Source organism: Sphingomonas sp. TX0543, assembly GCF_048565505.1.
Taxonomy (GTDB): Bacteria; Pseudomonadota; Alphaproteobacteria; order Sphingomonadales; family Sphingomonadaceae; genus Sphingomonas.
Genome location: NZ_JBLZUS010000002.1, coordinates 1438373 through 1451005 on the forward strand (window position 1 = coordinate 1438373; position 12633 = coordinate 1451005).

At 67.9% G+C, this 12633-nt stretch carries 13 protein-coding genes; 5 read left to right on the forward strand and 8 right to left on the reverse strand.

Annotation, left to right across the window (positions count from 1 at the left end; all coding sequences use genetic code 11):
• The first annotated feature begins 39 nt into the window (after positions 1-39).
• Positions 40-807, forward strand: a complete 768-nt coding sequence (locus ACM61V_RS07520; RefSeq protein WP_419713919.1) for an SDR family NAD(P)-dependent oxidoreductase — start codon at positions 40-42, stop codon at positions 805-807.
• Positions 808-810: 3 nt separating this feature from the next.
• On the opposite strand, the gene ACM61V_RS07525 is transcribed toward ACM61V_RS07520, so the two are convergent.
• From ACM61V_RS07525 to ACM61V_RS07540, 4 genes are read right to left on the reverse strand one after another with little or no spacing between them, the layout of a single operon-like run.
• Complete coding sequence (locus tag ACM61V_RS07525) at positions 811-1569, reverse strand: 3'-5' exonuclease (protein ID WP_137787429.1); 759 nt, start codon at positions 1567-1569, stop codon at positions 811-813.
• A 4-nt stretch (positions 1570-1573) separates the two neighbouring features.
• Complete coding sequence (pgmG, locus tag ACM61V_RS07530; protein ID WP_419713920.1) at positions 1574-2959, reverse strand: phosphoglucomutase/phosphomannomutase PgmG; 1386 nt, start codon at positions 2957-2959, stop codon at positions 1574-1576.
• Positions 2960-2966: 7 nt separating this feature from the next.
• A complete protein-coding gene (locus tag ACM61V_RS07535; RefSeq protein WP_249341602.1) occupies positions 2967-3254 on the reverse strand; it encodes a DnaJ domain-containing protein in 288 nt (95 codons plus the stop codon).
• Entirely contained in the window at positions 3254-4084 is an 831-nt protein-coding gene (locus tag ACM61V_RS07540; protein WP_419713921.1) for a division plane positioning ATPase MipZ, read from the reverse strand. The genes ACM61V_RS07535 and ACM61V_RS07540 overlap by 1 nt, the downstream gene beginning before the upstream one ends.
• Positions 4085-4126: 42 nt before the next feature.
• Here ACM61V_RS07540 and panC point away from each other — a divergent pair, with 42 nt between their 5' ends.
• A complete protein-coding gene (panC, locus tag ACM61V_RS07545) occupies positions 4127-4972 on the forward strand; it encodes a pantoate--beta-alanine ligase (RefSeq protein ID WP_137787379.1) in 846 nt (281 codons plus the stop codon).
• 85 nt (positions 4973-5057) lie between these two features.
• Complete coding sequence (locus tag ACM61V_RS07550; RefSeq protein ID WP_137787378.1) at positions 5058-5354, forward strand: hypothetical protein; 297 nt, start codon at positions 5058-5060, stop codon at positions 5352-5354.
• A gap of 42 nt (positions 5355-5396) precedes the next feature.
• Here the strand turns inward: ACM61V_RS07550 and topA are convergent, their stop codons facing one another.
• The 4 genes from topA to plsY form a co-directional block, all read right to left on the reverse strand.
• Positions 5397-7928: a type I DNA topoisomerase gene (topA, locus tag ACM61V_RS07555; protein WP_137787377.1), complete on the reverse strand. Its 2532-nt coding sequence runs from the start codon at positions 7926-7928 to the stop codon at positions 5397-5399.
• A gap of 61 nt (positions 7929-7989) precedes the next feature.
• A complete protein-coding gene (locus ACM61V_RS07560; protein ID WP_137787376.1) occupies positions 7990-8370 on the reverse strand; it encodes a hypothetical protein in 381 nt (126 codons plus the stop codon).
• On the reverse strand, positions 8363-9433 hold the full coding sequence (dprA, locus tag ACM61V_RS07565; protein WP_137787375.1) for a DNA-processing protein DprA: 1071 nt from the start codon (positions 9431-9433) through the stop codon (positions 8363-8365). Before dprA ends, ACM61V_RS07560 begins: the two co-directional genes overlap by 8 nt.
• Positions 9426-10010 carry a glycerol-3-phosphate 1-O-acyltransferase PlsY gene (plsY, locus tag ACM61V_RS07570; protein ID WP_137787374.1) on the reverse strand — a complete coding sequence of 195 codons (585 nt, stop codon included), beginning with the start codon at positions 10008-10010 and terminating at the stop codon, positions 9426-9428. Before plsY ends, dprA begins: the two co-directional genes overlap by 8 nt.
• Positions 10011-10131: 121 nt before the next feature.
• Here plsY and murI point away from each other — a divergent pair, with 121 nt between their 5' ends.
• Positions 10132-10923, forward strand: a complete 792-nt coding sequence (gene murI, locus ACM61V_RS07575) for a glutamate racemase (protein ID WP_137787373.1) — start codon at positions 10132-10134, stop codon at positions 10921-10923.
• Positions 10923-12599, forward strand: coding sequence for a hypothetical protein (locus ACM61V_RS07580; protein ID WP_249341601.1), 1677 nt, complete (start codon positions 10923-10925; stop codon positions 12597-12599). Before murI ends, ACM61V_RS07580 begins: the two co-directional genes overlap by 1 nt.
• Positions 12600-12633: the final 34 nt, after the last annotated feature.

Here is a 12633-nt window from a genome sequence, read left to right on the forward strand (position 1 = left end):
GGCGCATGAATCAACCGTGCATGGCGGACGGAGGGGAACATGCGCTTCAATGGCAGGGTGGCGTTCATCACCGGCGGCGGATCGGGCATCGGCGCCGCGACCGCGCGCCTGTTGGCCCGTGAGGGCGCGAAGGTGGTGGTCGTCGATCTGGCGGCGGACGCGGCACGCGCCGTGGCCGAAGAGACCGGCGGGATCGCGCTGACCGCAGACGTTGCGAAGCGCCCCGAGCTGGAGGCCGCGATCGCCGCCGCCGTGGAGCGACACGGGCGAATCGACATCCTTTTCAACAACGCCGGCATCGGCTGCTTCGGGCGCACGCCTGATCTGGACCCGGCGGAGTGGGAGCGGGTGATCGGCATCGACCTGAACGCCGTATTCTATGCCTGTCGCGCGGCGATCCCGCACATGCCAAAGCCGGGCGGCGTGATCGTCAACACCGCATCCATCTCCGGCCTGGCGGGGGATTACGGCTTCACCGCCTACAATGCGGCGAAGGCGGCGGTCATCAATTACACTCGCAGCCCCGCGATCGATCATGCGCGCGAAGGGATCAGGGCGAATGTGCTGTGCCCTGGCCTGGTCGCGACGCCGCTCACCGCCGGTGCCAAGGCATTGCCCGGGCTGGAGGCGGCGTGGCACGAAACGATCCCGCTCGGCCGCGCGGCGGCACCGGAGGAAATGGCCGAGGTTGTGGCCTTCCTCGCGTCGGACGCGGCATCCTATGTCACGGGGGCGGTGATCGTCGCAGACGGCGGCCAGACGGCATGGACCGGGCAGCCCAACCTCATGAAGTTCGTGCCGGGCTGAATTTCAGAAGAGCAGCTCCTGCGGGCTTGGGCGGCCGACATTGCCGCCGCCGCGCCGCCGCGCCATCTCGGTCTCGGCGGTGAAGCGCACGTCGGGATCGCGGTCGCTGAGGAAGCCGATCAGGCTCTCTTCCTCGATCTCGCGCCAATCCTTGCCGCGATCGGGGCCGTAGCGCACCCGCGGCAGCAGGCCGGGAACGCGCGACCATTCGAGCAGTTGCTCCACGCCCACCTCGTTGAGCATGTCGCGCAGGTGGAAGGCGGTGACATAGGCGTCCGGGAAGGCGCGATGCGCCGGCAGGCCGCGTTCGTGGATCAGCCCTTCCGGCTTGCGCCAGTAACGCAACACCTGGTTCGAGAAGCTGGGCGAATCCGGCCACAGCCGCAGCGCGCATTTCCAGGTGCAGATCCACTCCGCGCCGTGGGTAAGGGCGGGGGTGCAGAACACCTGTTCGAAATCGGCGCGATGCGCGGCGAGCGCCACGCGGCGCGGCCATGGATCGAGCACCGGGCGGGCCACGTCGTGCCACCACGGCGCATCGGCGACATCCTCGTCAAGGATGTGGTGGATCGCCTGGGTGATCGGCGGCATCAGCCGGCCGGGATTGACCATCCGGTTGCCGCCGTCGCCGGAAATTTCCCAGCGACCGTCCGGCCCCAGCGCCACGTCCTGCCAACCGATCTCGCACACGCCGTGCTGCGGCGGTGTGGGGCCGGTGGTTTCAAGATCGATGACGCGGATGATGCTTGGCGAGGGGCGCATCGCTTCAATGTGGGGCGTCTCGCGCGTCATGTCGAGCGACTCCGCTCAGTGCAAGCTGGGCGTCGATCGCGGCGACGGTGCGGGCGAGTGCGTCGGCGTCACCCGCCTCGGCGCGCGCGGTAAGCATGTCCTCCGTATTGGAGGCGCGCAGCAGCCACCAGCCGTCGGCGGTGGAAACGCGCGCGCCATCGGTGGTGTCGACGCGCGCGCCCGACGCACGCAGCCGCGCGACCACCTCCGCCACCACGCCATCCTTCCGCGCCGGATCGACCGCGAAGCGCAGCTCCGGCGTGCTGACCAGCGCGGGCATGGCATCACGCAGCGCCGCCAGCGATTTGCCCGATTCCGCCACCGCCTCGATCAGCTGCACCGCCGCATGGAGCGCATCGTCGAAGCCGAGCCAGTCCCCGCCGAAGAAGATATGCCCGCTCATCTCTCCCGCGATCGGGGCGTCCAGTTCGCGCATCATCGCCTTGATGTTGCTGTGGCCCGATTTCCACATCACGGGCCGGCCGCCCAGCGCGGCGATGCGATCGAACAGCGCGCTGCTGGATTTCACGTCGGCGACGATCGGCGCGCCGGGGAAGGCGCGCAGAACAGGCTCGACCAGAATGGACAGGATCTGATCGCCGCGCAGCACGCGGCCTTCGCCGTCGATCACGCCGATCCGGTCCCCGTCGCCGTCGAAGGCTACGCCGAAATGGAGCTGTTTTGCGGCGACCAGCGCGCGCAGGTCGGCAAGGTTGGCGTCCTCGGTCGGGTCGGGATGATGATTGGGAAAATTGCCGTCGACATCGGTGAACAACAGGTGATGCTCACCCGGCAGCAGCTTCACGAGCTGCTCGATCACCGGGCCGGCGGCGCCGTTGCCGGCGTCCCAGCCGATGCGGAAGGCGGCGGTGCACTTCCCCATGACGCGGCGGACATAGCCGGCGAGCACATCGACGGTGGAGACGCCGCCCGCTCCGGTTTCCCAGTCGCCAGCCGTCGCCATCGCCGCCAGTTCCCGGATCGCCGCGCCGAACACCGGGCGGCACTGGTGGAGCATCTTGAAGCCGTTGTGGTCGCCGGGATTATGGCTGCCGGTTACCTGTATGCCGCCATCCACTGGTAGCGTCGCGGCGGCGTGATAGAGCATCGGCGAAGGGCCGAGCCCGATGCGCACCACGTCCACCCCGCTCGCCGTCAGCCCCTCGACCAGCCCGGCTTCAAGCATCGGAGACGTCAGCCGGCCGTCATAGCCGACCGCCACCGCCCGTCCGCCTGCGCGCCGCACCAGCGTGCCCAAGCTGCGCCCGAGCGCCACCGCATCCGCCGGTCCGAGCGTCCGGCCGACGACGCCGCGAATGTCATAGTCGCGCAGGATCGCGGGATCGAAGCGGTGCGCCATGCGTGGCTCAGCCGGTGCGCCCGATCAGCAGATCGCGCGCGGCGTTGAGTTCTCGCGCACGGGCCTCCGATCCGCCGTGATCCGGGTGTGCCTCGCTCATCAGCCGGCGATGCGCGGCACGGATCTCCGCCTCGTCCGCCGCCGGGCCGACACCCAGCGTCGCGCGCGCCGCCGGGCGTCGGTCATCGTTCGTGACGGGCGGGCCCGGCCTGCGCTTCGGCTTGTAGCCCAGCGCATCCTTCCACAACCGCCAGCCGGCATAGGCGACGAGCAGCGCGAGGACGAATTTCGCCATCAGGCGAACAGCGGCATTGCCGGCTCGGGCAACGCCAGCCCCGCCATCATTTCGCGCAATTCCTGTCTGGCGGCGACATGGCTCAGGCCCATCGCGCCGAACTCCTTGGCATCCAGCATCGTGAGGCCGGCCGGAAACAGCTCGCGATAGATCACGCGCTCGCCAAGGCCCGGGATGATGCGGAAGCCGACGCGCTTGGAAAGCTGGTCCAGCGCCTCGGAAACGCGGCGCATGTTGCGCGCCTCGATATGCTGGAGCCGGTTGCGCAGCACCACCCAGTCGATCGTCGTGCCGTCAGCCTTCGCCCGCGCCTTGCGCGCATCCCAGATCAGTTCCGAATAGAAGCTCGGCCGCGTCACCTTGAAGGTTTCGGGATGGACCTGACCGATCAGGTCGAAATCGACGAAACTGTCGTTCATCGGGGTGACGAGCGTATCCGCGCGCGTCGCGGCGAGGCGGGCGACCGGATCGTCGCGGCCGGGCGTGTCGATCACCAGATAGTCGCTGCCCGCCGCGAGGTCCGCGAACAGCGCATCGAAATTGCCGCCGTCCTGGCCGTCGCCGGTGGCGTGGCGCGGCACCGCCAGCTCGGCCCCGGTGCGCCGCACGGTTTCGGCGCGATTGTCGAGATAGCGCCCCATCGTGCGCTGGCGATGATCGAGATCGAGGCACGCGACTCGCGCGCCCTGAGCCGCCAGCGCGATCGCCACGTGCACCGCCGTGGTCGATTTGCCCGTTCCCCCCTTCTCGTTCGCGAAGACGATGACGTGAGTCTGTCCATTACCGCTGGGCAATTCGTCGAATCCCTTGTTGATCCCCTGGATAGCCACCCATAGAAGCCCGGTCCGTCGAGGACGAGGGGGTATGATCGAGTGTTGACCGTTCGTGACCTTGCCGCATTGCGAGATGCGGTGAGCGAATTTCGTGCAGAGGGGTTGCGCGTCGCGCTCGTGCCGACGATGGGCGCGCTGCATGCCGGGCATATCGCGCTGGTCGAGGCGGCCAAGCGTCCCGGCACGAAGGTGGTCGCGTCGATCTTCGTCAATCCGATCCAGTTCGGGCCGAACGAGGATCTGTCCCGCTATCCGCGTCGTGAGAAGGCGGATCTGACGATGCTTGCCGATGCCGGCTGCGATCTCGCGTGGTTGCCGGCGGTCGAGACGATGTATCCCGAGGGTTTTGCGACGACCGTGCATGTCGCCGGCGTCACCGAAGGGCTGGATGGCGCCTCGCGGCCGGGCCATTTCGATGGCGTGGCCACGGTGGTGTCGAAACTGTTCAACCAGGTGGGAGCGGATGCGGCTTATTTCGGCGAGAAGGATTATCAGCAGCTTCAGGTAATTCGTCGCATGGTGGCGGATCTGGACGTCGATATCGAGATCGTCGCGGTGCCGACGCAGCGCGATGACGATGGGCTCGCGCTGTCGTCGCGCAATATCTACCTGGACGAAGCGGAGCGCCAGAAGGCGGTCGCGCTGCCGCGGGTGCTGGGTATCGCCGCGCGCGCGATCGGGCGGGGCGACGATATCGTTTCCGCGCTTGCCGAAGCGCGGGTGAGCCTGGTCGGGGCGGGCTTCGTGGTCGATTATGTCACGCTGGTCGATGCCGAAACGCTGAGCGTCACGCCGCACGCGGGGCGCCCGCGCCGGTTGCTGGCGGCGGCGCGCATGGGCGGCACGCGGCTGATCGACAATATCGCGATCGATGAAGGCGAATGAACAGCCTTAACGCCGTTAACCATTTCTGAAGACTATCTGCCGCAGATCCCGTGATCGGTTCATTGTGAACCGAGGGGGCGATGCGATGGGGAACAGTCTCAAGAGCGCGAATTTCCTGATGGAGAGTCGGCTGCGCGATGCGGCGCGCGGCGATTTCACGGCATGCTATGATCTCGGCGTGGCCTATTCCACCGGCACGGCCGGCGCGATGTTCGACCTGATCGAGGCGCACAAGTGGTTCAACCTGGCGGCGATGAGCGGTGACGAGGCCGCGCAGGCGGCGCGGGCCGAGATCGCGGAAGACATGACGGCACGCGAAGTGGCGGCAGCGCAGCGCGCCGCGCGGGACTGGCTCGGGATGAACCGCGCGCGCGCTGCCTGACGCCGGCTCGCCCATCCCCTCGGGAGGGGGACGGGCTGACCATCACTTCTTTGCGGCGGCCTTCTTCGCGGCGGGCTTCTTTGCGGCCGCCTTCTTCTTGGGTGCGGCTTTCTTCTTGCCCTTCGATGGCGCCGCGGCGCGCGCGTCGATCAATTGCGCGGCTTCTTCCAGCGTCAGCTGATCCGGCGCAATCGTCTTGGGCAGGGTGGCGTTGGTCTCGCCGTCGGTGACGTAAGGCCCGTAGCGGCCCTCCATCAGCTTGATCTCCGCCTCGGTGCGCGGATGCGCGCCCAGCACCCTGAGCGGCTCGCGGCTGCCGCGCTGCGGACGGCCACCGCCCGCCGCGGCCTCGGCCAGCTTCACCACCGCGGCGTTCATGCCGGTTTCGAACACCTCGGCGGTCGATTGCAGCCGGGCATACTTCCCATCATGCGCGAGATATGGCCCGTAACGCCCGATCGATGCGGTGATCGGATGCCCGCTGTCGGGGTGGGTGCCGATCGTGCGCGGCAGGCTGAGCAGCTTCAGCGCCCATTCCAGATCGAGTTCGCCGATATCCTTGGGGATCGAGGCGCGCTTCGCCTCCTTGCCCTCGCCGAGCTGGATATAGGGGCCGAAGCGACCGGATTTGCGCTCGACCTCCAGCCCCGTTTCGGGATCTCGGCCCAGCGCTTCCGGCCCGCTATCCTCGGCGCCCTCGCCGCCCGGCTGGGCGAAGCGACGCGTGTACTTGCATTCGGGATAATTGGAACAGGCGATGAACGCGCCGAACTTCCCGCCGCGCAGCGCGAGCTTGCCGTCGCCGCAATTGGGGCAGGTGCGCGGATCGCCGCCGTCGGCACGCTCCGGGAACAGATACGGCGCGAGGAACTGATCGAGCGCGGCGGTGATGTCCGACGGCTTCTGCTCCATCACCTCCACGGTGCGCGGCTTGAAATCGCGCCAGAACGCTTCCAGCACCGCCTGCCATTGCGCGCGGCCGCCGGAAACGTCGTCCAGCTCTTCCTCAAGCTCGGCCGTGTAATCGAAGCCGACATAGCGCTCGAAAAAGCGCTCCAGGAACGCCGTCACCAGTCGTCCGCTCTCTTCGGCGAAGAAACGGTTCTTCTCGATGCGGACGTAAGAACGGTCCTTAAGCGTCTGAATGATCGATGCGTAGGTGGAGGGGCGGCCAATCCCGAGTTCCTCCATCCGCTTGACGAGCGAGGCTTCGGAGAAGCGCGGCGGCGGCTGCGTGAAATGCTGCTCGGCATCCACCGCCTTCTTCGCCGGCGCATCGCCTTCGCGCATTCGGGGAAGGCGGCGCGCGTCATCACCCTCGGCATCGTCCACGCCCTCTTCATAGAGCGCGAGATAGCCCGGGAAGAGCACGACCTGCCCGGTCGCGCGCAGCACGTTGCGGCCGGTGCCGTCGGCCAGTTCGATCGTGGTGCGCTCCATCCGGGCGGAGGCCATCTGGCTCGCCAGCGCGCGTTTCCAGATCAGTTCATACAGCCGCCCGTGATCGCCGCTGCCGGCGCGATCGCGCGAGAAATCGGTCGGGCGGATCGCCTCGTGCGCTTCCTGTGCATTCTTCGCCTTGGTCTGATACTGGCGCGGCTTGTCCGGCACGTAGCTGGCATCGTACCGATCGGCGACCGCGCGGCGCGCGTCGGAGATGGCGGAGCCGTCCATCTGCACGCCGTCGGTCCGCATATAGGTGATCGCGCCGTCCTCGTAGAGGCCCTGAGCGATCCGCATCGTGTGACTGGCGGAGAAGCCGAGCTTGCGCGCCGCTTCCTGCTGCAGCGTGGAAGTGGTGAAGGGCGGCGGCGGGTTGCGCGTCGCCGGCTTGGTTTCGACCGTCTGGACGGCAAAGCGCCCGGCCTCGACATCGGCTTTGGCCCGGTTCGCCGTGCCTTCGTCACCGATCGACAGGCGATCGAGCTTCTTGCCTTCCCACTGCACCAGGCGCGCGGCGAAAGGTGTGCCGTCATGCTCCATCGCGGCGGTGACGGACCAATATTCCTGCGCCCGGAACGCCTCGATCTCACGCTCGCGTTCGACGATGAGCCGCAGCGCCACCGATTGCACACGCCCAGCCGATTTCGCCCCCGGCAGCTTGCGCCACAGCACGGGGGACAGCGTGAAGCCGACGAGATAATCGAGCGCACGCCGCGCCCGATAGGCATCGATCAGATCGGTATCCAGCTCGCGCGGGGCCGCCATCGCCTGTGTCACGGCGGCCTTGGTGATCGCGTTGAAGGTGACGCGCTCCACCTTGTCCGGCAGCGCCTTGCGGTTGCGCAGCACCTCCCGCACGTGCCACGAGATCGCCTCGCCCTCGCGATCCGGGTCGGTGGCGAGGATCAGGCGGTCGGCCTTCTTGGCCTCGTCGGCGATCGCCTTCAGCTGTTTCGTCTTGTCCGCGTAATTCTCCCATTCCATCGCGAAGCCGGCGTCGGGATCGACCGATCCGTCCTTTGGCGGCAGATCGCGGACATGGCCGTAGCTCGCGAGGACGCGATAATCCGAGCCGAGGTACTTCTCGATGGTTTTCGCCTTCGCTGGCGATTCGACGATGACAAGCTGCATTGCGGTTTCGTTCTGGTCCTTCACACGTATGCGCGAGGGTGGAGAGGTGGCGGCGCTGCCGTCAAGTCCGTTGCGTCGCCCGCCAGGCGATGAAGAAGCCGAGCCCGAGCAGCAGGTCGATCAGCGCGAATGGCAGGAGCGCGGCGGGAGCCCGCCCCTGGGTGTAGAGGATTGCGACGGGCACGCCGAAAACCAGTTTCTCCAGCACGCCGACCGGCATCAGCGCGCGATAGCGCGCCGGATTTCCCCCGATGATCCAGAACGCAAGCTGGAACACGCTCGCCGTGCCCAGGAAGCCATAGGCGATCGCCTCCGCCCCCGGCTGCGGCGCGCGCAGATATTGCGGGAGCAGCACGATCAGCCCATAGATCGCCGCGCCCCGGAACCACAGCGACACCCATTTCGGCGTCACCGCATCCGTCCGCTCCGTAATTTCAGCCAAGGCTCACCCGCCCGCCGGCGTGGCGTTCAAGCCGGCCCGCCAGCTCGAGTTCGAGCAGCACCGTCTGCACGATCGCGGGGGCGAGGCCGGATTGGCGGATCAGTTCGTCCACCGCGACCGGCACCGGGCCGAGCAGGCTGGCGATATCGCGCCGCGCGCCATCGTCCGCATCGGCCGGCGGAGCCGCGGCGAAGGGCGCGGCGGGTGAGCGCACCGCGCACGCATCGATCGGGCGGATCTGCTCGAGCACGTCGGCCGCGGTCTGCACCAGGATCGCGCCCTCGCGGATCAGCAGGTTGCAGCCCTGCGCGCGCGGATCGAGCGGGCTGCCCGGCACCGCCATCACCTCGCGCCCCGCCTCGTTCGCCAGCCGCGCGGTGATGAGCGAGCCGGATTTCGGCGCGGCCTCGACCACCACCGTGCCCGCGGCGATCCCGGCAATGATGCGGTTGCGATGCGGGAAGTGGCGCGCGCGCGGCTCGGTGCCGGGCGGCATTTCCGCGATCAGCAGCGCCTCCTGCGCGATCCGTTCCTGCAGCGTCGCGTTTTCGGGCGGGTAGGCGATATCGATCCCGCCGGCGACCACGGCGATCGTGGCGGGGCCGGCGCCCATGTGCGCGGCGGTGTCGATCCCGCGCGCCAGCCCGGAGGCGACCGATGCGCCTGCGGCCGCCAGATCATGTGCGAGCTGACGCGCGAAGCGGCAGGCGGCGGCGGAAGCGTTGCGCGCGCCCACGATGGCGACGGTCGGTCGGGCGGCCAGCGTTATATCCCCGCGCACGACGATCGCTGGCGCCGCATTCTCCAGTTCGGCCAGCAGTGGCGGATAATCGGCGTCCCCGATGAACAGGTGGCGCGCGCCAAGCGCCGCGACCTGCCTGATTTCCTCCTCGACGGCGCGGATATCGGGTGGGGTCGGCGCGCGACCGCCGCCCCGCCGCGCAAGCTCTGGCAGCGCCTCCAGCGCGCGCGTCGCGTCGCCGAACCGCGCGACAAGCTGGCGATAGGTGACGGGGCCGATTCCAGGGGTGCGGATCAGCCGCAGCCGATCCGCATCACTCACGCGTGCCGCCGACCCGTGGCTCCGTTCCCTCGATCAGCCTGGCGATATTGGCGCGATGCTTCCACAGCACGATCACCGTAAGCGCGATCAGCAGCGGCACGATATCGAACCAGCCGAATACCGCCGCCGCCACGGGCGCGGCGATCGCGGCCGCCATGCCTGCGAGCGAGGATATCCGCAGCATCGCGAGCAGCCCGAGCCATACGACCGCGTAGATCAGCCCCAGCTCCCAGTGGAGCGCGAGCACGATGCCCATCAGCGTGGCGACACCCTTGCCGCCGCGAAAGCCGAGCCAGATCGGATAGCAATGGCCGAAGAACGCGCCTGCCGCGGCAAGGACGGTGTTGCCCGGAAAAAGCTTCTCGACGATCAGCACCGCCGCGAAACCCTTGGCGAGATCGAGCAGCAGCGTCGCGGCGGCCAGCCCCTTGCGCCCGGTGCGCAACACGTTGGTCGCGCCGATATTGCCCGAGCCGATCTGGCGCAGATCGCCCGCGCCGAACGCGCGCGTCAGGATCACCCCGAACGGGATCGACCCGAGCAGATAGCCGATCAGCATTGCCGCCGCCGGCGCCATCCAGACGTTGCCTGTATCCAGAGTGTTTCCCCCAAATCCGTCGCGCAACGGTTTAGCGCAAGCGTAACGATCGCGCCATTGACCTGTATCAACTTCGCGTTCGTCGCTAGGGGATCACGGCATGAGCGATACGCGGCCAATATTGTTTTTCGATTCGGGCGTCGGCGGCCTGTCGATCGTGGTTCCGTCACGCATGGCGGTGCCCGACGCGCGCTTCATCTACGTGGCTGATTCTGCCGGCTTCCCCTATGGAACGAAGACCGAGGCGGAGATTGCGGCGCGGGTGCCGGCGTTGCTCGGGCGCCTTGCGGAACGCTATGATCCGCGCCTGATCGTGATTGCGTGCAACACCGCCTCCACCATCGCGTTGCCGGCGGTGCGGCAGGCGCTGGATGTGCCGATCGTCGGCACCGTGCCGGCGATCAAGCCGGCGGCGGCGGTCAGCGCAACGCGCGTGATCGGCGTGCTCGGCACCGAGGCGACGGTGCGGCAGGCCTATGTCGATGATCTCGCGGAGCGCTTCGCGGGCGATTGCCGGGTGATCCGTCACGGCTCCGCCGAACTCGTGCAGCTTGCCGAGGCGAAGCTGCGCGGCGGGGTGACGGATCCTGCGCGTTACCGGGCGGTGCTGGCGGGCCTGTTCGATCAGCCGGGCGGCGCGGCGATCGACGTGATCGTCAACGCCTGCACGCATTTTCCGCTGGTCGAGGAAGAGTTGACCGCCGCTGCCGCGCCGCACATCGTGCGATTTGTCGATGGGGGTGCCGGTATCGCGCGGCGGATCGCGCATCTGACGCAGGGTCAGGATTTCGCGCGCGTGGCGCCCGATGTGGCGCTGTTCACCGGAAGCGGCGGCGAGGCCCTGGCTCCCGCGCTGGCGCGCTACGGCTTCCCGATGATCGAGCGGCTGTGATGATCCGGCGGCCGCTGCTCGTCGTCCTCGCGTGGCTGCTCGCGCTCGGCATCGCGCTCGCCCAGCCGATCGCCAGCGGTTTCGCGCTCGGCTTCGGCGATCGGGTCGACGCGATGATCGAGATCAGCCTGCTCGAACACTGGCGCAACGTGCTGACCGGCGCCGCAATGTGGAACGCGCCGTTCTATTTCTATCCCCATCCGGGCGTGCTCGGGTACAACGACGGCTATTTCCTCTCCGGCCTGATCTACACCGCCTCCCGCGCGATCGCGGACCCTTTTCTCGCTGATACGCTGACCGCGGCGACGTGGAAAACGATAGGATTCTTCGCAAGTTACGTCCTGATCGCGCGGGTGTTGTATTGGGGGCGGGGGACAGCGCTGCTGGTTGCGGTGCTGTTCACGATCGCCAACGGCATGGCCGTGCAGGCGGTCCACGCACAGCTTCAGACAGTGGCGCTGGTGCCGCTGGTGTTCGCGCTCGCCATCGTGACGGCGCGCGCCTCGGCTCGCGGGTCGCGGGGTAGGGCGATCGCGCTGGCGGGGGCGCTGGCGCTGACCATCGCGCTGTGGCTGCTCACTGCTTACTACATGGCATGGTTCACGTTGTGGTTCGGCTGCCTGTTCACGGCATGCTGGCTGGTGCAGCGTCGGCGTGTGCTGCCCGGCCCCGCGATCGCGGCGTTGCGCCGTCATGTCGCGCCGATCATAACCGGCGCCGTCGTATTCATTGCAGCGGCACTGCCGTTTCTCCTCACCTATCTGCCGAAGGCGCGGGAGACGGGGGAGCACCACTACGCAGCGATGGCAGGTTATCTCGTGACGCCGCTGGTCGACATGGTGAATGTCGGGCCGCACAATCTGATGTGGGGGTGGATCTGGCGTGGGCTGGAGGCGCTGATCGGCCATTTTGCGCCGGGCGATCCGGGGCTGCCTGCTCGCGTCGTCGGTGGTGAGCACAGCACCGGCTTTCCGCTGTTACTGTTCGCGCTCACGATCATGGCCGCATGGCGCGTGTTGCGCGGCAGCGGCTCGTTTCCACCGCTGCTGCGCACCTATGCGTTGACGTTGGTCGTGGCCTGGGCGCTGACGCTTCAGTTCTGGCTGCTTTCGCCCTGGGGCCTGATATTCTATCTGGTCCCGGGCGCCTCCGGCCTTCGCGTTGTGCTGCGCTTCCAGCTTTTCCTGATCCTGCCGGTGCTGCTGCTGGTCGCGGCGGTATGGCGGCATCGGCTCGCCGCGCTTTCGGCGGCGCATCCGTGGCGGGCCGGTGTGGTCGTATTTCTCCTCGTGGCGGAGCAGATCAACCTGGATCCGGCCGCAGCCGCGCTCGATGCGCCCGCGCAGCGCGCCGCCTTGTGGGCAATTCCCGCTCCGCCGCCGGCATGCCGAAGCTTCTATGTCGTCGCGGCGCGCATCGGCGAGCCGATCTTCCGCTCGCCGGAAAAGCATGCGCAACTTGCGCACAACGTGGATGCGATGCTGCTGGCGGAGCACTGGCGGTTGCCGACGATCAACGGCTGGGCGACCTTCACTCCGATCGACTGGAAGTTCGACCGGCCGCTCGATCCCGATTACGAGCGCCGCGTGCAATTCTATGCTCGCGTCCATGGCATCTCCGGCCTGTGCCGCCTAGATGTACGCGCGCAACACCCGTGGCAGATCGTTACGCTCTGACCGTTTTCCGCTGGCGCCGCTGCGTACATCGCAG

What these genes read in the sequence shown, in the direction of transcription:
- ACM61V_RS07520 (WP_419713919.1), top strand. Translation starts at nt 40, where the DNA reads ATGCGCTTCAATGGCAGGGTGGCGTTCATCACCGGCGGCGGATCGGGC.
- ACM61V_RS07525 (WP_137787429.1), bottom strand. Translation starts at nt 1,569, where the DNA reads ATGCGCCCCTCGCCAAGCATCATCCGCGTCATCGATCTTGAAACCACC.
- pgmG (WP_419713920.1), bottom strand. Translation starts at nt 2,959, where the DNA reads ATGGCGCACCGCTTCGATCCCGCGATCCTGCGCGACTATGACATTCGC.
- ACM61V_RS07535 (WP_249341602.1), bottom strand. Translation starts at nt 3,254, where the DNA reads ATGGCGAAATTCGTCCTCGCGCTGCTCGTCGCCTATGCCGGCTGGCGG.
- ACM61V_RS07550 (WP_137787378.1), top strand. Translation starts at nt 5,058, where the DNA reads ATGGGGAACAGTCTCAAGAGCGCGAATTTCCTGATGGAGAGTCGGCTG.
- topA (WP_137787377.1), bottom strand. Translation starts at nt 7,928, where the DNA reads ATGCAGCTTGTCATCGTCGAATCGCCAGCGAAGGCGAAAACCATCGAG.
- plsY (WP_137787374.1), bottom strand. Translation starts at nt 10,010, where the DNA reads ATGGCGCCGGCGGCGGCAATGCTGATCGGCTATCTGCTCGGGTCGATC.
- murI (WP_137787373.1), top strand. Translation starts at nt 10,132, where the DNA reads ATGAGCGATACGCGGCCAATATTGTTTTTCGATTCGGGCGTCGGCGGC.
- ACM61V_RS07580 (WP_249341601.1), top strand. Translation starts at nt 10,923, where the DNA reads ATGATCCGGCGGCCGCTGCTCGTCGTCCTCGCGTGGCTGCTCGCGCTC.